A 21,641-nucleotide genomic window follows, 5' to 3' on the forward strand; every position below is an offset into this window, starting at 1 on the left:
AACAAACGCGGAAAGCACGACATCCTACCGTCACCGCATGTGAAGACCATCGGACAATGCACTATGAATAACGGAAAAAGAATTTCGGAACGTATATTTATACAATTCCGACAGTAAAATATCTTGTCTGAATAATTCTGCAAAATAGAAAAAAGAAAACATGGAAAATCGGACAGACCACTGCATCAGAGTCTTTTTCACAACGTACGGAAATTACCGGAAACCTGCTTTATACTCATCCGTATTTCAGAAAAGCCCGTTTCGAGCCATGAAAAAGCTTTTTTCACTGCACGAAACGGCCCATAATACACTACGAAAAAGCCTTTTCTGCACTGCAAAACAGACTGTTCCGCAGTGCAAAAAAGATACATACAACATCGCAGGGAAAGACAAACCGTAATCTGTTAACAATATAACAAAACGCTCTAAGAATCGAGTATTTGCGACCGGCAATACTTTTCTGCGCCAATACGCTACTCTCACGAGAGTACGATATATGAAAATTCAGAATATCACAACAGAAAATGCATAATTATACATAACGCATATTATCCCATGATACTATGCCGTACGACACAAGATATGCCGGTATAACCTGTCAAAACACTATGTTTATACAAACTTACAGCAGTATCATGCGCCATACAAAGAATAAAAAAGGTCCGAATACCACCACGGCATCCGAACCTCAAAAAACTACTTTAAAACTATATTCTTACTTCACGATTACCTTTCTACCATTGCTTATGTATATGCCCGAAGTCATATTCGACTTGTCAACACGAATACCACCAAGAGTATAAACATTGTCATTGTCTGACTTGTTGTCGGCAGTCACGTTGCCAATCCCGGTTGTAGGGCTTTCGTCCTGCATGAGTTTGTAAAGACCGGTGGAGTGCATCCACAGTTTGCGGTTGCCATCCACATCCACTGTCTCGCCCTTGCTGAACCATGTCGGACCACCAGGTTCGAAGTCGTCTTCAAGCACAACCTTTGGAGTTCCGTCCTCGGCATACTGCGTCACTACGACATTGTCGAAATAAGCCTCATCCTTCTGCGGACCACTAGCGTCTATTCTGAAACCCATGTCACCCATCACGAGATTGTCGGAGAAATCCACAAACGTGTCCACAAGAACACCGTCGATGTATGTCTTTATGAGCGAGCCCTTCACTTCTATCTTTACCCGGCGCTCCTGTCCCTCAATATCACTTTTCGAGAACGAGTCGAACTCAGTGTCGCTCCATGTCAGATTACCTCCATTATACACATGTCGGCGTATGCGCGGCAGGTTGCCGTCGAATATGTTTACAGCCCACATGTAGTAGTTATTGTCGTCGATGGAAGAGAACACCAGGCATGCGTCGTCGCGAAGAAGTGTGAGGTCGGCCTCAACGGTGTACCAAAGCTTTCTGAATCCGAGCGGCCAAGCATACACGTCGCGCGCCATCGCACCTGTCACACAGAGCCATCCATCCTCCACGCTGCCTTCCGAAAACGTGTTGTCACCGGAGAAATCTTCGGCAAAAAGTACCTTGCCGTCCTGCGAACTAACCTTTATGTCGTCAAAACGTGCTATCTCCTCGCATCCGGCAGCGTCGCTGTGGGTCTGACGGAAACCTATCAAGCCATATGCGAACTGACCATAACGCTCATCGACAAGCACACCGTTGATGTATGTACGGGCGAGTTTCTCGTCAACAATCTCTATCTTCAAATCGAAAGCAGCATCTGTACCGATTGTCACCTTGTCCTTCAGGTCAACCTCTCCGAGCAGTTCCACACGTCCGTCAAACCAGCGGTGAGGACGAAGTTTTGGTTCCGACGGATTCTCAAGATTAATCTGCCACATATAATAGTTGTTGGTATTGCGGCCTGCAAGACACACACCTGCAGAGAGCTGGTCTATCTTCACCTTCATCTCCACGGTGTAACCCTTTTCCTCAACAGCAGGCGGTTCGGTGGTATCGAGTATCTTATTCTCCACAAGGAATACCGACTGTTCGGGCGCAAGTTTCAGAGTGATCACGGTGTTACCGCCTTCATGACTTATCTCTGCCGCTTCGCTCTTGCCCGTACGCGGGTCGAGCAAAGTGCAGGCTGACAGTTCACCCTTAAGTGTTATCTTGTTTTCGGCAGTCGCATTGTCTATGTTACCGAAGTAATATACGTTGCCGCCCGAAATAACTTTATGTATATAGTTGAACGGTTGCTGCGCGTTACTGAATCTTACGTCGAGTTCTGCTCCGGCAAGTGCCTCACGGAGAGTTTCGTCGGTAGGATTTTCCACAAACACGGCACTACCCTTTTCTTTCTCTGTGACAAGCATATGGTTCACAATCGACGCAATATCGTCGTCCGAGCCGTTCATATCGGCAGTCTGCTGCGGCAGCTGTGTGGTGAAGATTATTCTCACTCCGTTCTCCCAAGCCTTCTCTATCTTCTTCATGTTGCTCAGAGTCATGACCTTGCAGCCCGGCACTATGATAACGGAGAACGACTCGCTGTTGGTTTTGTTGCTCATCACGAAGCGTCCGCCCGTTACGTCACAGCGGTCGTCAATCACTTCTGGATGAACGTATGTGAAGTCAACGCCGAGTTGGTCGGTGAGTATTTCCGACACCACGTTGTAGTCTATGCCCGGTATGTCCACTCCTCCCTGATAGTAACCTTTCGGTCCGTCAAGATAATGTCCGGCCTGCATGGTGGTTATAGGATACACCATCGCCACATCAGCCGCATGACGTCCCGGACGTGCAAGCATGTAGTTGAGACGTGCAAGGAATGTATTGAAGTCAGCAAGACCGTAGTTGTAGAGCGGATTACGGTAAGACAGTTCCGGACGGAAAGTCACATTGCCGTTATCATACCACACGGCATGAGGTATAAGCTGGTTGATACCTTTGGTGTATTGTTCCGTAGCAATGCGATACATTGTCTCCATCGTTATGTTGCCCATGTCTCCGTATGTCTCGGACATTACGTATGTCTTGTCCCAGTTGTTGGCCGACGACGACACGACCTTATAGAAATGTTCGGCCGGACGGTTGCCGCCGATCTTGTCGATACCAGGCATTCCCATATACTTTCCGTCGAGCATGAGGTCACCGGAAACACTCACGGTATTTACAATTTCCTCTTGATCCTGATGTCCGGTAGATATTATGCCATGTGCCTCAGCCCAGTCGCTGATGGTCTTCATGAATCCTTCGGCGTAGAGAGCCGCACGCAGACCAAAAAGACAATTGCGTGCCGCTGCGGTCTTTGGCCCTATGTCATACCACAAAGCCGGATAGATTGTTTCAGGCGAAAAACCAAAACGCTCTGTAAATTTCTCGTTGAAGTCATCAGTCCACATGCGTCCGTTGGCACGATACATTGTAGGTTCGTCAAAGAACGTGGTGGTGATGGTTGTTCCGAATGCCTCCGGGAAACGTTTGTAGTAGGCTTCATGGGTATCCTGCACAAACAGGCTGACTGCCTCCGGAGACAGATAGTTCACGTTAGGATCGCCGTCTTCCACGCACACAAAGGACATAACCTTCCATTTTCCTTCTTCCGGTACATCCCATGTAAGTATGTTTCCATTGACATGATCCCTCAGTGATATTATTTCTTTAGTGTCTGTCTCCATAGCGACAACGGCCATTATTGTGCCGCTGGCATTTATTCTGCGGCGCAGCGACTGTCCGGGCGTTGTGATATATTCCGACTTGTCCAGACGTCTTATAGTCATTCCCGGGTGGTTGTTCTTGAATGTTGTTTCGCCCGAACCGTTTATCGCGCCCATACTTCCGCTCGGGAAACCGTACTCATCGTACAGCGACATCTTGGCACCATGGGCTTTGGCTGTCTCGATAGCCTTGCCGTAAAGCAGGAAATATTCCTCGGAAAGATATCCGGGACGGAATGACTGACCGAACGGTAGTATGGCACAACCGCCATAATTGTCTTTTGTCAGAATGTCATTGAGCTGCGACTGCAGGACGTCTTCCTTCACTTCAGTATTGTTCCAGAACCAAAGCGGGACCGGACGCCACGCCATCGACGGAGCAGAAAATCCGGAAAGACTCATCGGTTCTGACTGAGCCAGTGTCTTAATGACGCATGCCATGAACAGCACAACAAAGGTCAAACACTTTTTTTTCATAACAAGTTAGTATAAATAATTAAGTTTTAATGTAAATTTCAAGTATCGCAGGTAAATATCAAACGGCGTAATGATGTTCCGGCTCAAACCTCTTTATACTATTAAAATTCAGAGAAATATAAGCGGGCATCATAATAACGGCCGAAGACAAAGGTATGCAAATAATCCGTATGGACTGCCGTCAGTGTATGTCCTCATACACAATGATATCAAAATATACATCTAAAAGCGCAAATATCACGGTTGACCGATATACGGACGCTCACAATCGGCTTTGCGTAAAGCATATTTCCTTCATACGTAATGAAAACACCAAAGACAGCCATGCAGGCATGATACATATGAAAAAAGGCATCATGACAAACTACATCCGACGCAACAGACAGTTAATACAAAGGATGCGGCATACGGAATATCGCGACGTCGGCACAACTTCACAGTACGGAAACATGACATGTCCGCCCAACAGACCTTACGGGGAATAAAATCATAGACGGTTTTATTATTTAAGTTCGTTTTTTATATTATATTTGCAAGTCATTTGACTGGAATAAAAATAATACCGCAATACAATGAGAGGAAAAATAGACTGTTTCCTGCCATGCCTTGATCTGGAGGAAATGAGCGGTACGCTCGAGACCCTCCGGCAAAACAAGACTATAAGCAACATCTGTCTGATAGTAAACAGAGACTTCATACACAACGAGGAACTGCCTGCCGACTGCAATGTGATTGTGACAGACAATCCGGCTTCCGGACAGACCATAGCCGACATCGAACGGTGCACGGATGCCGAGTATGTGCTGCTGAGCACAAAGGGCACTCCGTTCATACTGGGACAGAACGCGCCTGAGAGATTCCTGCGCGTGGCGTCGGACACGGATGCCGCACTGGTATACAGCGACCGGTACACCATCACCGAAGGACACACCGTGCCACATCCGGCTACAGACTATCAGGAGGGAAGCGTGAGAGACGACTTCGACTTCGGACAGCTCATGCTCATAAAGTCGGCACTGCTACACGAGTATGCGGCTTCGGCACACACCAACTACACCTGGGCTGGACTCTACGACCTGCGGCTCTTCATCAGCCGCAAGGCTGGAATATTCCACATAAACGAGTTTCTCTACACTGAAAAAGAGACAGACAACAGGAAGAGCGGGGTGAGACAGTTCGACTATGTGGACCCGCGCAACCGCGAGGCGCAGAAGGAAATGGAGCACGCCGTGACCCATCACCTCGAGTGTATAGGCGCGCTCGTGGACACATCCTTATACAACAGTCCCGACTTCAACGAACAGGAGTTCGCCGTGGAGGCTTCTGTCATCATTCCGGTGTTCAACCGCGAGAAGACCATAGCCGACGCCGTAGACTCCGCCCTGAGGCAGGACACGGCGTTCGAGTATAACGTCATCGTGGTGGACAACCACTCCACCGACGGCACCACACGCATTCTGGAAGAGCTTGCACGGAAGGACGGCAGGCTCATACACATCATCCCCCAACGCCGCGACCTCGGTATTGGGGGATGCTGGAACACGGCTGTGGCTGACGACAGGTGCGGACGGTTCGCCGTGCAGCTCGACAGCGACGACCTGTATTCGTCACCTCACACGCTGCAACGCATAGTAGACGCCTTCTACTCTCAGAAAGCGGCGATGATAATAGGCAGCTACCGCATGTGCGACTTTGACCTCAACACACTGCCGCCGGGAATAATTGACCATAAGGAATGGACCGACACAAACGGTCCGAACAACGCCCTGCGCATAAACGGACTGGGTGCGCCGAGGGCGTTCTTCACTCCGCTGGTGCGCCAGACCACATTCCCAAACACAAGCTACGGCGAGGACTATGCCATGGGACTCATCTTCAGCCGCAAGTACCGGATAGGGCGCATATATGACGAACTGTATCTCTGCCGCCGCTGGGGAGGCAACAGCGACGCCTCACTGAGCATAGAGAAGCTCAACGCCAACAACCTCTACAAGGACAGACTGCGCACGATGGAGATTTCGGCAAGGAAACTGCTCGGACAGGGACGCGCCGACATAGCCACGGACAACTCGCTCATGAGATTCTTCAACCGCCAGCTTGAGAAGTGGGACGACGCCAGAGCGCGCTATCACGGACTGCAACAGGTGAGGACAAGGGAGCTGGCGTGCGGAGACAACACCATAATGGTGCAGCACAATCCGGCGCGCATCGTGTCGACAGGAGCCGACATCTCCAAGAAGGCGATAGCCGGACGGCAGTGCTTCCTCTGCAGGGAGAACATGCCGGAGGAGCAGTTCGCAAAGTCGATGGACGACAATTTCCGGATTCTTGTCAATCCGTTCCCCATACTGCCGGTACACTTCACCATACCAAAGAAGCGTCACGAGCCGCAGGACATACGCGGCAACTACGGCGAGATATACAGCATCCTCACCGCCTACCCCACAGTGACGGTGTTCTACAACGGACCGCGCTGCGGAGCGTCCGCGCCCGACCACATGCACTTTCAGGCTGGCTCGGGAGGGCGTCTGCCGCTGACAAACGACTGGCAGAGGCTGAGCCGCGCACTACGCCCGCTGCTCACTTACGACGACAACAACATGCTGGCTCTGATGACTGGCTTCATATGTCCGGCATTCGTCATTAAAACAGACGACGCGGCAAAGGGCACGGCACTTTTTGAGACACTCTATGACGCCATGCCCGACGACAAGGACGGCACCGAACCGATGATGAACATTCTGGCATGGAGCGAAAACGGAGGTTTCATATCGGTTATAATTCCACGCTCCAAACACCGCCCCGACTGCTACTATGCCGCTGAAGGCGACACACGCATGCTCATAAGTCCTGGCGCGCTCGACATGGCAGGACTGCTCATCACACCGCGCCAAGAGGACTTCGAGAGCATAACTCCAGGGCAGGCGGCTGACATAATACGCGAATGCGGGGCTACGGAGGAGATGATAGGGCGCACAGTGGACGCGCTCGAGAAGCTTGACATAAAAGAGAACGGCAGCAACCGGCACTTCGACGGAAGGCAACCAATGGTGTCGGTAGGAATAGTAAGCGGGGCGAAAATACGTTTCTCGCTCAACAAGCCCTACTCCGCCAAGGGCAGACTCATTGAGGGCGAGCAGACAGTGGAGTTCTTCGAGGGCGGCATATTGTGGAACGGCAACCAGTACCGCGAGCTCACATTCCACCCGCAGTCGCCCGACACGTCGTTCTCACTGCACGATGTCACAATAGGCGTGAACTTCCATTGGGAACGAAAGGAGACACAGACGTTCCTCGGAACACTGCGTCTCGTTGTGGAGGCAGACAGCATGTACGCCATAAACGAGCTGCCGGTGGAGAGCTATCTCGAAAGCGTCATATCGAGCGAGATGTGCGCCACCTCAGGCATAGAGCTGCTGAAGGCGCACGCAGTGATATCGCGCAGCTGGCTGCTCGCGCAGATAGAGCGCAGGAACAGGCAGCAGGGACGCAGCGACAACTTCTTCTCGTTCATAAAGAAAGACGATGAGCTCATACGCTGGTACGACAGAGGAGACCACGCTATATTCGATGTCTGCGCCGACGACCATTGCCAACGCTACCAGGGCATAACCAAAGCGTCTGACAGACACGTGGCGCAGGCGGTGAGAGAGACGCGGGGCGAGATACTCATGTCGGGCGACGAGATATGCGACGCGCGCTTCAGCAAATGCTGCGGAGGCGTGAGCGAACAGTACGAATACTGCTGGGAAGACAAGAGCATGGACTATCTCACATCAGTGCGCGACGCTGACGGAAGCGCGGCTGAGACCCTGCCCGACCTCACCTGCGAGGAGAACGCGCGGCAGTGGATAACGTCCTCGCCGGAGGCATTCTGCAATACGGCTGACAACAGGATTCTATCGCAGGTGCTAAACGACTACGACCGCGAGACGACCGACTTCTACCGGTGGCACGTCACATACACGCAGCAGGAGCTGGCTGCACTGATACGTGAGAAACTGAAGACCGACTTCGGCGACATAATAGACCTCATTCCGCTTGAGCGCGGCAAAAGCGGACGCATATGCAGGCTGAGGATAGTGGGCTCGAAGCACACCTTCACCATCGGAAAGGAGCTTGAGATAAGACGCGCGCTCAGCAGTACGCATCTTTACAGCAGCGCTTTCGTGGTGGACAGGAAGGACATCAGGGACGGTGTGCCGCAGACATTCGAGCTCACCGGAGCCGGATGGGGACACGGTGTGGGACTGTGCCAGATAGGCGCGGCGGTGATGGGAGAAAAAGGATACGGCTATGACAAGATACTGCTGCACTACTATCACAACGCCGAAATAAAAAGAATTTACGAATAACATTGTCAGACGATGAAGCAGAAAAGCCCTTGGGCATGGGTGCCCACACTATATTTCGCGGAAGGAATACCTTATGTCACGGTGATGACCATATCGCTCGTGCTCTACAAACAGCTGGGACTGAGCAACGCCGAAATCACCTTCTACACATCATGGCTCTACCTGCCGTGGGTGATAAAGCCTCTGTGGAGCCCTTTCGTGGACCTTATAAAGACTAAAAGATGGTGGATCATCGCCATGCAGCAGCTCATAGGAGCGGCTCTCGGAGGCGTGGCTTTCACCATACCCACCGAGTTCTGGTTGCAGGGAACACTCTTCTTCTTCTGGGTGATGGCTTTCGCGAGCGCGACACACGACATCTCCGCCGACGGATTCTACATGCTCGGACTCGACGAGCACCATCAGGCGCTGTTCGTGGGCATACGCTCCACCTTCTACAGACTGGCTACGATATTCGGTCAGGGAGTGCTCGTCATGATAGCGGGCAACCTTCAGGTGATATTCAGAAACAGCATATCGTTCTCCTGGAGCCTCACGTTCTACGGCATGACCGGACTGTTCATCGCCCTGTGTCTGTGGCACGGATACATCCTTCCGCGCCCTAAGGACGACAGCAGACGCCATGGCATAGACGCAGGAAGCATATGGATAAGCCTCATCCACACCATCAGGACTTTCTTCCAGAAGCCGTATGTCATCACCGGACTGCTTTTCATGATTTTCTACCGCATGCCCGAGGGACTGCTGGCAAAGGTCTCTGCACTGTTCCTCATCGACGCTCCGAGCAACGGCGGCATAGGTCTGTCGCCGCAGGAATACGGTCTTGTGCAAGGCACGGTGGGAATAATAGGTCTTACTCTGGGCGGCATTCTCGGAGGAATAGTCGTTGGCAGGGACGGACTGAAACGCTGGCTGTGGCCCATGGTGTGCGCCATCACCCTGCCCGACATCGTATATGTGTATATGAGCTACGCCCTGCCGTCAAGTCTTATAATAATAAACACATGCGTGTTCGTTGAACAGTTCGGCTACGGATTCGGTTTCACAGCCTACATGCTCTACCTTATTTATTACAGCCAGGGTGAATACAAGACAAGCCACTACGCCATATGCACGGCTTTCATGGCATGCTCGATGATGATTCCCGGACTGTTCGCAGGCGCGCTTCAGGAAGCCGTGGGCTACCGCATGTTCTTCAACATTGTGGTGGCAAGCTGCGCCATAACGTTCGTAGTGGCATGGTTCCTGAAGATTGACTCCGATTTCGGTAAGAAACATGAAGAATGACGGACCGCCGGAATATCACTATCCAACAATAAAACCCGCCATGACGCTTCTGGCATTCCATTGTCCTGCGTCATGGCGGGTTTCGTTTTTCCGTACGGCACATTCAGTTTCTGCCGTATAAAAAGCCGAGGCGGTCAGTCGGCAAACCTTTTCAGAATGTCGCCGTACTCCTCTATGCGGCGGTCGCGGAGGAAAGGCCACCAGCGGCGCACCTGTTCGCAGCGCGACATGTCGATGTCTATCACCACGCTCTCTTCCTCATCGCGTCCGGCACGCCACAGCATCTCACCCTGCGGACCCACAGCCATCGAACTGCCCCAGAAGCTTATTCCCTTTGTCTGACCGCTCGGGTCGGGCTCGAATCCCACCCTGTTGGCTGTCACAACAGGCAGTCCGTTGGCAACGGCATGCCCACGCTGGACTGTCGTCCAAGCCTCTCTCTGCCGCTCCTGTTCGTCGGGTGTGTCGCTGTCGGCATAGCCTATGGCGGTGGGATAAACCAATATCTCAGCCCCCTGGAGAGCCATCAGTCTTGCTGCCTCGGGATACCACTGGTCCCAACACACGAGAACGCCGAGCCTGCCCACGCTTGTGTCTATCGGATGAAAGCCTATGTCGCCTGGCGTGAAATAGAATTTCTCATAATAAGCCGGGTCGTCCGGAATGTGCATCTTGCGGTACTTTCCGGCTATGCTTCCGTCTCGCTCCATCACAACTGCCGTGTTGTGATAAAGCCCGGCGGCGCGTTTCTCGAACAGCGACGTCACTATCACCACACCGAAGCGGCGTGCCAGTCCACCGTAAAACTCAGTGGATGGACCCGGGACAGGCTCCGCCAGATTGAAATTGTCAACATCTTCGGTCTGACAGAAATAAAGGGAATTGTGCAGTTCCTGCAAAACGACGAGCTGCGCGCCATCGTCTGCCAGCCGCTCTATGCCTTCGGCTATGTGCCGCATATTGGCTTTCACGTCTTCAGTGACACGTTGCTGGAGTATTCCTACTTTCATAATATGACTTGTTTCGTTATTGTTTACATTTCCAAATAATCACTTCTGACCGCTCTCAACGCATGCATTCCTTGGGAAACTGCATGGTGAGACAGTGCAGCGAACCGTGCTGGCGCACCACGGCAAGCGCGTTCACGCCTATCGTCTCACGCCCCGGGAAAGCCTCGGCGATTACCCTCCGCGCCTCAGCATCTTTCTCCGGCTGACCGTATTCGGGCACTATCACCGCACCGTTTGTCACAAGGAAGTTGGCGTAAGTGGCAGGGAGACGTTCTCCGTCGTAATAAACGGCGTCGGGCATGGGCAGTCTCAGGAGTCTGTAAGGCTGTCCGTCGGCTGTCCGCAAGCCCCGCAGCTGTTCCTCAAGCTTTCTGAAATCCTCATACTGTCCGTCCCCGCTGTCGTCACATCCGGTGTATACAAGTGTGTCGTCAGGTGCCGTACGCACCGTGGTGTCGATGTGTCCGTCGGTGTCATCGCCCGTGAGACTGCCGTGGTCGAGCCACACCACGCGGTCGGCACACAGCTCGCTCATCAGCCGCTGTTCAATTTCCTCACGTGTCATCGGCTGGTTCCGGTTCGGAGCAAGCAGGCACATGCTTGTCGTGAATATAGTTCCTCTGCCGTCACTTTCCACAGATCCGCCCTCAAGCACGAAGTCGTCATTGTCCACCCTCACGCCGTTGAATGCTCCGGCATCATAGAGCGACGCATTGATACGGTTGTCCTTGTCGGCTGGAAACTTCCGTCCCCATCCGTTGAAGCGGAAATCCAGCAGTCTGAAACTGCCTTCTCCGCCATCCCGCTCGGACACAAGCGTTATGAAAGAATGGTCGCGCGCCCATGTGTCATTGTTCTCACACTGATACACTCTTATGTTTCCGCGCACGTCTTCATCCGTCGACGACTCGATAAGACGCCTCACCTTGTCGGCGTCACGCGCCGCAACGAGCACTTTCTCATGACGTGCCACTATTCTGACAAGGTTCAGGCAGACCTCCGTTATTTCGTAAAGATAGGGACGCCAATCCGTGTCTTCGTGCGGCCATGTGAGCTGTACGCCGCTCTGTTCGTACCATTCGGCGGGGAGAAAATATTTCGTTCTGTTTGTCTCTGTCATAAAACAATGTCTTAGATTCGTTATGCAAATATAGAAAGAAAATTCCGAATACACGTCCGCTCTCCCTTTCATATTGACCTGTACATTATTTAATATCATGCCGCACACATTATTATATACACCAACACATATTATTATATAAGCCGACAGACATTATTACATCAATCAGCACTTCCTATCGCATAAGTCCGCACACATTATAATATAAGTCAACACACATTATTACATAAACCAAAACAACTGTCCTGATTTGCGCGCATGACTTTTCATATCGGTCCGGACGATATTTTCCGCCGGTCCGTAAACGCTTTCCCGGCTGGAAAGTAAGAATGTTTTTTTTAATAAAACAGGCTGCGCCCGGCATTTTGAAAGCAAGCTTTCATTGCCCTCACTGGCACTGTTTTTAAATAAAACAGGCTGCGCTCGGCAATTTGAAAGCAAGCTTTCATTGCCCTCACTGGCACTGTTTTTAAATAAAACAGGCTGCGCTCGGCAATTTGAAAGCAAGCTTTCATTGCGCTCACTGGCACTGTTTTTAAATAAAACAGGCTGCGCTCGGCAATTTGAAAGCAAGCTTTCATTGCGCTCACTGGCACTGTTTTTGTACGAAATCACAGTTTTGTTTTGCACAAAATCATTATTTTGACTACCTTTGCCGATGATATCATACACGTGCCACACTGATATATTTCATCAAGCAAAACAATTTATTCACATAGAATGAGAATATGAAGAAGTATGTTCTTGACCTTCAGGTTTCTGCCGTAGAGCATCCTAACAGCAAATACACGCTCATCAAGCTCACCGACAAGGAACCGTTGCCGCAGATGTTGCCCGGTCAGTTCGTCGAAGTGAGGGTGGACGGTTCACCCACAACATTTCTCAGGCGTCCCATTTCCATCAATTATGTGGACAGGGAACGCAATGAGATGTGGCTTCTCGTAGCCGCCATAGGAGACGGGACGCGCGCTCTCGCAAGACTGAAAACAGGCGACACGCTCAACTGCGTGCTTCCTTTGGGCAACAGTTTCACCATGCCCGCATCTCAGACGGACAAAGTGCTGCTTGTGGGAGGAGGCGTAGGAGTGGCTCCGCTGCTCTTTTTCGGACAGCGGCTCAAGGATTCAGGCATAACGCCTACATTCCTTCTCGGTGTGCGTTCGGCAGCCGACCTACTCGAATACGACATGTTCAGCCAGACAGGACGTGTGCTTGTGACAACCGAAGACGGCTCTTTCGGTGAGAAAGGATTTGTGACCAACCACTCCGCTCTTGCCTCTGAGACGTTCGACAGAATAGCCATGTGCGGTCCCAAGCCCATGATGGTGGCAATGGCACGCTATGCCTACAAGAACGGAATAGAGTGTGAGGCGTCTCTCGAGAACAAGATGGCGTGCGGTCTGGGAGCATGTCTTTGCTGCGTGGAAAAGACGAGTGAGGGCAATGTGTGTGTATGTAAGGAAGGTCCGGTTATCAACATCAAGAAATTGTTATGGCAGATTTAAGTGTAAGAATAAACAGGCTCAGGCTGAAGAATCCTGTGATGACAGCCTCCGGCACGTTCGGTTACGGACTGGAATATGCCGACTTCGTGAGCCTCGACCAGATAGGCGGCATCATCGTAAAAGGCACGACTCTGCAGCCGCGCGAGGGAAACGACTATCCCAGAATGGCTGAGACACCGTCGGGAATGCTCAACTGCGTGGGACTGCAGAACAAGGGAGTGGACTACTTCTGCGACCATATCTATCCGCAGATAAAGGATATCGACACCAACATGATAGTAAACGTGAGCGGCTCCTCACCCGATACCTACGCCGAATGTGCGGCACGCATCGACAGGCTTGACAGGATTCCGGCTATCGAACTCAACATTTCCTGCCCCAACGTGAAGCAGGGCGGCATGGCATTCGGAACGACATGCGCAGGCGCGGCAAGCGTGGTAAGGGCTGTGAGACAGCGTTACAACAAGACTCTCATTGTGAAACTGTCGCCCAACGTCACCGACATCGCCGAGATAGCAAAGGCGTGTGAGGCTGAAGGAGCAGACAGTGTGTCGCTCATCAACACCCTCATGGGAATGGCGATAGACATAGAGAAGCGTCAGCCAATGCTCAGCATAGCCACCGGCGGACTAAGCGGACCGGCGGTGAAACCCATAGCCGTGAGAATGGTATGGCAGGTGGCAAAAGCCGTGAAAATACCGGTGATAGGTCTGGGCGGCATATGCAACGCCGCCGACGCGATAGAATTCCTTATGGCAGGAGCCACAGCCATACAGATAGGAACAGCCAACTTCATCGACCCTACAGTGACGTTGAAGGTGAGAGACGGCATAAACGAATGGCTCGACCGTCACGGCTGCACATCGGTAAGCGAGATAATAGGCGCGCTCAACGTGTGAGCCGCCTTACGCTACAGTCTCACCGTCCTGTTCAGCAGGCAGCAGTCGAGTATCACCATAGCCGCCATTGCCTCAACCACAGGCACCGCACGCGGCACGACACAGGCGTCGTGGCGTCCGCGGGCAGTCACTTCCACACGTCTGCCGTTGACGTCCACCGTGCGCTGCGGCTGCAAGATGGTCGCCACAGGCTTGAAGGCGACACGGAAGAAGATGTCGTTGCCGTTGCTGATGCCTCCCTGTATGCCTCCGCTATGGTTGGTGAGGGTCACCACCCTACCGTCCTCACCGATGTCGAACACGTCGTTCTGCTCACTGCCATGACCCGTAACACAGTCGAACCCGTCGCCATACTCAAAGCCCTTCACGGCGTTTATGCCGAGCATGGCACCTCCAAGCATGGCGTGCAGCTTGCCGAACTCCGGTTCGCCGAGCCCCGGCGGACAGCCTTTTATCACACAAGTGATGATGCCACCCACGGTGTCGCCCGCACCCTTCATGCGTCTTATAAGCTCTATCATACGCTCAGCCGCCCCGGCGTCCGGACATCTCACAGCGTTGTTCTCGGCTCCGGCAAGGTCGTACTTGCGATAGTCGCGGTCGATGGCAATATTGCCCACCTGCGAGGTATATGCCGTAACGCTGATGCCCATCTGCCGGAGCACGGTCTTGGCAAGTGCTCCTCCTACGCAGCGCGCTATGGTTATGCGCGCCGACGAGCGTCCTCCGCCCCTGTGGTCGCGCACTCCGTATTTCTCATAATAAGTATAGTCAGCATGCGACGGACGGAACACGTCGCGCAGATTGTCGTAATCGTTGGAGTGCTGGTTGGTGTTGCGCACGATGAAACCGATGGGAGCGCCGGTAGAGCGACCCTCAAACACGCCGCTTAACAGTTCCACCTCGTCAGGCTCTTTGCGCGCTGTGGTTATGAGGCTCTGTCCCGGACGCCTGCGCCGCAGCTCGCTGCGGATGAACTCCACGTCTATTTCCACTCCGGCAGGCATGCCGTCCACCACTCCACCAACCGCCTCACCGTGGCTTTCTCCGAAAGAGGTGAGCCTGAATATGTTGCCGAATGTATTTCCCATTTCCTTGTATTGTATATGCCGGCGGGCACAAACTCCGCCTTTAATTCTCAATGTCTGTGATGGCAGCAACCGCCCTCGCCGTCGTGACCATGACCGTGTCCGCCGTGGCAACCGCCATGTCCGTGGTCATGCTCACCGTGACAGCCGCCGTCTCCATGACCGCAGCACTCATGCCCGCCGTCCTTATCATGGTCGTGACCGCAGCCTCCGCCACAGCCTCCACCGCATCCGCAGCTGCACCCTTCGCCGCTCAGACGGTTCACCATGCCCTCTATCTCACGGTTGGTAGCCTCCCTGCTCTCCACAATCTTGCCCTTGAAGTTGAGCTCCATGCCTGCGAGCGGGTGGTTGAGATCCATTGTCACCTTGTCGTCGGTAACCTCGAGGACATGTCCGAAGAACCGGTTGCCGTCCTCGTTCTGTAATGGTACGATGGCGTCTTTGTATATATTGTCGTGGTCGAAGTGCCCGTTTATGCTGAACATGCTTTTGTCCAGATTCAGCACACGTTCCTGCTCAAAGTCGCCGTAAGCCTGTTCCTTCGTCAGAATGAAGTCGAACGCCTCGCCCTGCTCAAGCCCGTAGACTTGTTTCTCAAACTCGTCGAGCGTTATTCCGAAGCCAGTTATGAACTGGAAAGGCTTTTCCTCGGTAGCTTCCTCCACAAGTTCTGTCTTTCCGTCGGCTGTAGCATAGAGCTTATAAGCGACTGCCACATATTTGTTTATTGTCTTGTCCATTTGTCTGTATTGAATTTTGATTATAGGCGCAAAGATAATAATTTTAATTCATTCCGCATGTCCGGACGTCATACAATTTATCTTTCAGCAAGTTGTATAATATAGGATGCCGTCCGGCAATGCGAAAGATGAAAAACAGAGTTTTCAATATTACACACCGCACTCGCCTTTCACCTATATTTGAATAATATAGGAGGCGGCTCGGCAATGCGTGAGATGAAAAACAGAGTTTTCCATCTTTCGCACTGCACTCGCCTTTCACTATATTTGAAATAATATAGGAGGCGGCTCGGCAATGCGTGAGATGAAAAACAGGGTTTTCAATCTTTCGCACTGCACTCGCCTTTCACTATATTTGAAATAATATAGGAGGCGGCTCGGCAACATCAATCCCGGTAAAACGTTGTTTTCCCGTCTTGCTGCTGCACTCGCCTTTCACTATATTTGTATATATAGAATATTTTCTGTTATTTTGTACTTATAAAATCATCATATCATGTTTAAGACAATCTTCATAATGGCGTTGGCTGTGCTGACATCGATACCGGCGGGAGCCATGGCAGACAATCTTTCGAAAATGTCTCCGCTTGTGAGGCGTCTTGCCTTAGCACACGCGAAAGGCAAGGCGGCACGGGGCGCGTCAGCCGCACACACCGGAGAGGGAGCCAGCGTATGCGCCTTCGTGCGTGCGGCAGGCAACGCTGACAGTCTGCTTACCGCCAACGGATGCCGCCTGCTGGCACAGGAGGGCGACATATGCATAGCCGACATACCGCTCGACAGGCTCAACATGCTTGCCGAAGCAAAAGAGGTGAGACGCATAGAGGCAAACCGGGGCAACACGGTGAGCATGGACTCGATGGCGATACAGCTCAACGCCACGCCCGTGTATGAGGGACGCAACCTGCCGCAGGCTTACACCGGACGCGGTGTGGTGACGGGCATACAGGACGTGGGGTTCGACCTGACACACCCCAACTTCTACGACACCGGCGCGGCAGAATACAGAATAAAACGCTTCTGGGACCAGCTTGCCACAGGAGACGGCGGCAACGGGATGTATGTAGGCAGGGCATACGAGACGCAGGACGACATTCTCGCCCACTCACACTCGCGCGACGGACTGAAGCTGCTGCACGGCACGCTCACTGCAGGCATAGCCGCCGGAAGCGGATATGACACAAAATACAGGGGTATGGCATACGAGAGCGACATCTGTCTGGTGAGCAACGCCGTGACGGACGACCTTGAGTTCATTGCCGAGGATGACCTGTACAAATATACCTACGCCACCGACGCGCTCGGATTCAAATATATCATGGACTACGCGGAGTCAACAGGACAGCCGTGCGTGATATCGTTCAGCGAGGGCTCGGGGCAGGACTTCCACGGCGACGACATACTTTACTACGAGATGCTCGGACGTCTTACGGGTCCGGGACGCATCATCGTGTCGTCGGCAGGCAACACCGGACACGTGCGCAACTACATAAGAAAGCCTGCGGGGAGGGCGTCCGCCGGAGCGTTCCTGCGCATATGGGGACAGTCTGTGCTGCATTTCACGATGAAGTCGGCAGATGATTTCGGCATACGGGTGGTGATATACGGAAACACGAACGACACCCTGAGCGTGAACACCGCCGACATCAAGGCGGCTGCCGACTCCACAATGATAATAGAGACAAGCCCGGGCGGACAGAAATACACGCTCGACCTGCTCGCCTACACGTCGTGCTACGACAACACGGAGACGGCTTACGACATTTATCTGTCGGGACCTGACCACATAGGAATGGCTGTACCCGTATCGGTGGAGATGACCGGCACGGAGGCGGATACCGAATTCTACCGGGGCAACGGAGAGATGTACGACAGCGACAAAAACCCTGCCCTGCGCGACGGGGACAACACACACGGCATAAACTCCCCCTCGAGCGCGCCCGATGTGATTTGCGCCGGAGCGACATCCTACCGCACCCGATACCTCAACACGAAAGGCGAGCTGCAGACATACGACTGCGGCACGGACGGCGAATGGGCGTTCTATTCGTCGGTAGGTCCTACATACGACGGCAGGACAAAGCCCGACGTACTGGCACCGGGCACGAACATACTCACCTCGATGAGCAGTTTCTACATGGAGAACAATCCTGAAGACGACACGGAGATGGTGGCTGAATCGACATTCAAGGGCAGACGCTACGGATGGATGAGCTGCTCGGGCACGTCGATGTCGTCGCCAGCCGTAGCAGGAACAATAGCCCTGTGGCTTCAGGCGCGCCCCGACCTCACGCCGGAGGACGTAATGGGCGTGATAAGACGCACGAGCCGCCGGTACGGTGACATGGAGGGCGAGAAGGACAACAGGTACGGATACGGACAGATAGACGCCTACCGGGGACTGCTCGACATACTCGGCATCGACGCGATAGAGGGCATATCCACACACAGGGCTGAACTGCTGAGAATAAGTCCGGGCGAAGCCATGACGCTCAACATAGAGACCGACACCCCGCTGGAGCGGCGGCTGGAGGTGAGCATATACACCACGGACGGACGGCTGGCGGCAAAGACCGTAATGGAACGGGGCGCTACGCGCATGAGCAAGCGCATGGACCTGCCCGGCAAAGGTGTGTATGTGGTGCAGACAAACGGCGGAGGAAAGGGCACGACAGGCTCGGCACTCGTAAGGATGAGATGACGGGAGAGGCATGGACATGCTTTCCTGTCTTGACTTTATTTTGACAAAAGAAAATCGCAAAATAGAAAGCGCGGCGGCACGGAAACCGTATAATAACCGCATAAGGATGCGGAAAGACAACAGAAGAACACCGCCATGACTACCGGAAACGCCGTTCCGCATCGCCGGAAAGCACGTCTTGCATCATAAAAAGGGCTCAATGACATGGCGAAACGGGCTTTTCCGCATCACAGGAAAGCCCGTATGGCACAGCAGGAAAGCCTTAACGCGACGACAGAAAAGCATAACGCACTGAAAGACAAACGATTAACAAAAAGCCTCAAAAAGCGCGTATTCGCACCGGATGAGCCTGCGGCATGCTAACAAACGGTTCTCGCGGAGTTGACGTTGTGCTCCTAAGGGTGCATAATGGACGAATGTGCGGAAATGAGGGCGCACGCTACGGCAGCGCGTCACAGTCTCCGCAGGGAGCCGCAGACGGCACGGCAAGGGTACGGCATACCGCATTTATATGTTTTTTTTCGTTTGTTACGCTGATTTTCCTTAACTTTGCCATCAAAAAACAAACAAAATGGCAGACATCAGAAAACCCTTGCTGGGCATGTCGCTCTACGAGCTGAAGGAGGTGGCAAAAGCCGCAGGACTGCCGGCATTCGCCGGAGGACAGATGGCAAAATGGATATACACGCAGCACGTCGGCAGCATCGACGACATGACGAACATATCGAAAGTCGGACGCGAGAAGCTGAAGGAGGACTACGTCATAGGCTGCATGCCGCATCTGGAAAGGCTGGAATCGAAGGACGGGACAGTGAAATATCTCTTCCCCACCACCTCCGGAAAGAGCGTGGAGACGGTTTTCATACCCGACAACGACAGGGCGACGCTATGCGTCTCGTCACAGGTGGGATGCAAGATGAACTGTCTTTTCTGCCAGACAGGCAAACAGGGATTTGAGGGAAACCTGCCCGCGAGCGACATACTGAACCAGATATACTCCCTGCCGGAGCGCGGGAAGCTCACCAACATAGTGTTCATGGGACAGGGAGAACCGATGGACAACCTCGACAATGTGCTGCGTTCCACAGAGGCGCTCACGGCTTCCTACGGCTACGCATGGAGCCCCAAGCGCGTCACGGTGAGCAGTGTGGGCGTGAAGACAAAGCTGAGACGCTTTCTCGACGAGAGCGACTGCCACGTGGCTATAAGCATGCACTCGCCCTTCCACGAACAGCGCATGCAGCTCATGCCTGCCGAACGCGCCATGCCGATAGAGAGCATCGTGGAACTGCTGCGCGGATATGACTTCAGCCACCAGCGTCGGCTGTCGTTCGAGTACATCATGTTCGGAGGCGTGAACGACTCAATGGAGCACGCGAAGGAGATAATAAGGCTCACGCGCGGACTGAGTTGCAGGGTGAACCTGATAAGATATCACAAGATACCTGACGTGGAACTGAGAGGATGCGACGAGCGGAAGATGGAGTCGTTCCGCGACTATCTCACCGCGCACGGAGTGTTCACCACAATCAGGGCAAGCCGGGGGCAGGACATATTCGCGGCTTGCGGACTGCTGAACACCGCACACGGAAAAGGCACGGACAGGAAGATGACAGGCGGAAACGACGGCGGTGGAGACGCGGACAACGGACGGAAGCCTACTGAATGACTCACTTTTTACACACAACTATACATATATGGAACACAGAAAAATACGCGTTGCCATAACGCACGGTGACACTAACGGCATAGGGTATGAACTTATTTTCAAGGCATTCGCCGAGCCTCAGATGTTCGACCTGTGCATTCCGATAATCTACGGCTCGCCAAAGATAGCCGCATATCACCGGAAGGCTCTCGACATACAGGCTAACTTCAGCATCATAAACAGTGCGGAGGAGGCTTGCGAGGGACGGATAAACATGCTGGCTTGCTTCGACGAGGAGGTGAAGGTGGACATGGGGACCGGGACGGAAGACTCGCGCAGGGCTGCCGAAAAGGCTACGGAAAGGGCTCTGGAGGACTTCGGCAAAGGACTGTTCGACGTGCTCGTGGCTGGTCCGGAGGGACAGGAGGACGGGTGCTACGCACAACTGAGAGAACGGCTCGCCGCACACTTCGGGCATGAGCACACTCCGTTCTGCGTCCTTACAAACGACTCCATGCGCCTGACCACCACAACATCGGGGCTGCCCATAAAGAATGTGGCTGACGGAATAACGGCAGAGGGACTGGAGAAACTGACGCGCGACTTCTTCACAAGCCTGAAACGCGACTTCAGGATATACAACCCGCGCATAGCCGTACTGGCTCTCAACCCCGGCACAGACGGACACGAGGAAAGCGAGGTGATTGCTCCGGTGACCGGAAAACTGTATGACGAGGGTGTGTATGCGTTCGGTCCTTATCAGGCAAACACGTTTTTCGGCGACGGGATGTACGAGTCGTTCGACGGCGTAGTGGCGATGTATGACGACCAGGGACTCATTCCCTTCAAGACACTTGCCACGGAATGCGGCACATGCTACGTGGCAGGACTGCCTCTTGTGTGCACAACGACGGCGCACGGGGCACGGCACGACATAGCCGGAACATGGCAGGCGGACGTCAGCCCGTTCAGACACGCCATATATGAGGCGGCTGACATACTGCGCAACCGAGCCACTTACGACGAGCCGCCGGCTAATCCTCTGAAGAAGCTTTACCACGAAAAGCGCGACGACAGCGACAAGGTGCGCTTCGCGGTTTCCAAAAACGAGGAAACGGAAAAGGGCGACAAGTAG

Annotated in this window: 13 protein-coding genes; 7 read left to right on the plus strand and 6 right to left on the minus strand. The window is 53.1% G+C overall.

Annotation, left to right across the window (positions count from 1 at the left end; translation table 11 throughout):
* Positions 1-715: 715 nt before the first annotated feature.
* Positions 716-4,150, minus strand: coding sequence for a glycosyl hydrolase (locus BN4609_RS07105; RefSeq protein ID WP_068855860.1), 3,435 nt, complete (start codon positions 4,148-4,150; stop codon positions 716-718).
* Positions 4,151-4,722: 572 nt separating this feature from the next.
* Here BN4609_RS07105 and BN4609_RS15705 point away from each other — a divergent pair.
* Together BN4609_RS15705 and BN4609_RS07120 are read left to right on the plus strand one after the other, a co-directional pair.
* Positions 4,723-8,505 (plus strand): DUF4922 domain-containing protein, encoded by a 3,783-nt coding sequence (locus tag BN4609_RS15705; RefSeq protein WP_084791406.1) that lies wholly within the window; start codon positions 4,723-4,725, stop codon positions 8,503-8,505.
* Positions 8,506-8,517: 12 nt separating this feature from the next.
* Positions 8,518-9,792, plus strand: coding sequence for an MFS transporter (locus BN4609_RS07120; RefSeq protein WP_068855864.1), 1,275 nt, complete (start codon positions 8,518-8,520; stop codon positions 9,790-9,792).
* Between the two features lie 134 nt (positions 9,793-9,926).
* Here BN4609_RS07120 and BN4609_RS07125 read toward each other — a convergent pair whose 3' ends face one another.
* The 3 genes from BN4609_RS07125 to BN4609_RS16485 form a co-directional block, all read right to left on the minus strand.
* Entirely contained in the window at positions 9,927-10,802 is an 876-nt protein-coding gene (locus BN4609_RS07125) for a carbon-nitrogen hydrolase (RefSeq protein WP_068855866.1), read from the minus strand.
* A gap of 55 nt (positions 10,803-10,857) precedes the next feature.
* Positions 10,858-11,922 carry an agmatine deiminase family protein gene (locus tag BN4609_RS07130; protein ID WP_068855868.1) on the minus strand — a complete coding sequence of 355 codons (1,065 nt, stop codon included), beginning with the start codon at positions 11,920-11,922 and terminating at the stop codon, positions 10,858-10,860.
* A gap of 222 nt (positions 11,923-12,144) precedes the next feature.
* Positions 12,145-12,594, minus strand: a complete 450-nt coding sequence (locus tag BN4609_RS16485) for a hypothetical protein (protein WP_164071608.1) — start codon at positions 12,592-12,594, stop codon at positions 12,145-12,147.
* A 56-nt stretch (positions 12,595-12,650) separates the two neighbouring features.
* On the opposite strand from BN4609_RS16485, the gene BN4609_RS07140 reads away from it, so the two are divergent.
* Together BN4609_RS07140 and BN4609_RS07145 are read left to right on the plus strand one after the other, a co-directional pair.
* Positions 12,651-13,427 carry a dihydroorotate dehydrogenase electron transfer subunit gene (locus BN4609_RS07140; RefSeq protein ID WP_021994102.1) on the plus strand — a complete coding sequence of 259 codons (777 nt, stop codon included), beginning with the start codon at positions 12,651-12,653 and terminating at the stop codon, positions 13,425-13,427.
* Positions 13,415-14,326 (plus strand): dihydroorotate dehydrogenase, encoded by a 912-nt coding sequence (locus BN4609_RS07145; protein WP_068855872.1) that lies wholly within the window; start codon positions 13,415-13,417, stop codon positions 14,324-14,326. The genes BN4609_RS07140 and BN4609_RS07145 overlap by 13 nt, the downstream gene beginning before the upstream one ends.
* A gap of 11 nt (positions 14,327-14,337) precedes the next feature.
* Here the strand turns inward: BN4609_RS07145 and aroC are convergent, their stop codons facing one another.
* On the minus strand, positions 14,338-15,417 hold the full coding sequence (aroC, locus tag BN4609_RS07150) for a chorismate synthase (protein WP_068855873.1): 1,080 nt from the start codon (positions 15,415-15,417) through the stop codon (positions 14,338-14,340).
* A gap of 47 nt (positions 15,418-15,464) precedes the next feature.
* The gene (locus BN4609_RS07155) at positions 15,465-16,157 is read right to left on the minus strand and encodes an FKBP-type peptidyl-prolyl cis-trans isomerase (RefSeq protein WP_068855875.1); all 693 of its coding nucleotides are present in this window, start codon (positions 16,155-16,157) and stop codon (positions 15,465-15,467) included.
* Between the two features lie 496 nt (positions 16,158-16,653).
* On the opposite strand from BN4609_RS07155, the gene BN4609_RS07160 reads away from it, so the two are divergent.
* The 3 genes from BN4609_RS07160 (at position 16,654) to BN4609_RS07170 (ending at position 21,641) form a co-directional block, all read left to right on the plus strand.
* Entirely contained in the window at positions 16,654-18,858 is a 2,205-nt protein-coding gene (locus BN4609_RS07160) for a S8 family serine peptidase (protein ID WP_068855877.1), read from the plus strand.
* A 571-nt stretch (positions 18,859-19,429) separates the two neighbouring features.
* Entirely contained in the window at positions 19,430-20,527 is a 1,098-nt protein-coding gene (rlmN, locus tag BN4609_RS07165; protein ID WP_084791412.1) for a dual-specificity RNA methyltransferase RlmN, read from the plus strand.
* Positions 20,528-20,555: 28 nt separating this feature from the next.
* Positions 20,556-21,641, plus strand: coding sequence for a PdxA family dehydrogenase (locus BN4609_RS07170; protein ID WP_068855879.1), 1,086 nt, complete (start codon positions 20,556-20,558; stop codon positions 21,639-21,641).

Origin of the sequence: Leyella lascolaii (assembly GCF_900079775.1) — a bacterium.
GTDB classification, from domain to species: Bacteria; Bacteroidota; Bacteroidia; order Bacteroidales; family Bacteroidaceae; genus Prevotella; species Prevotella lascolaii.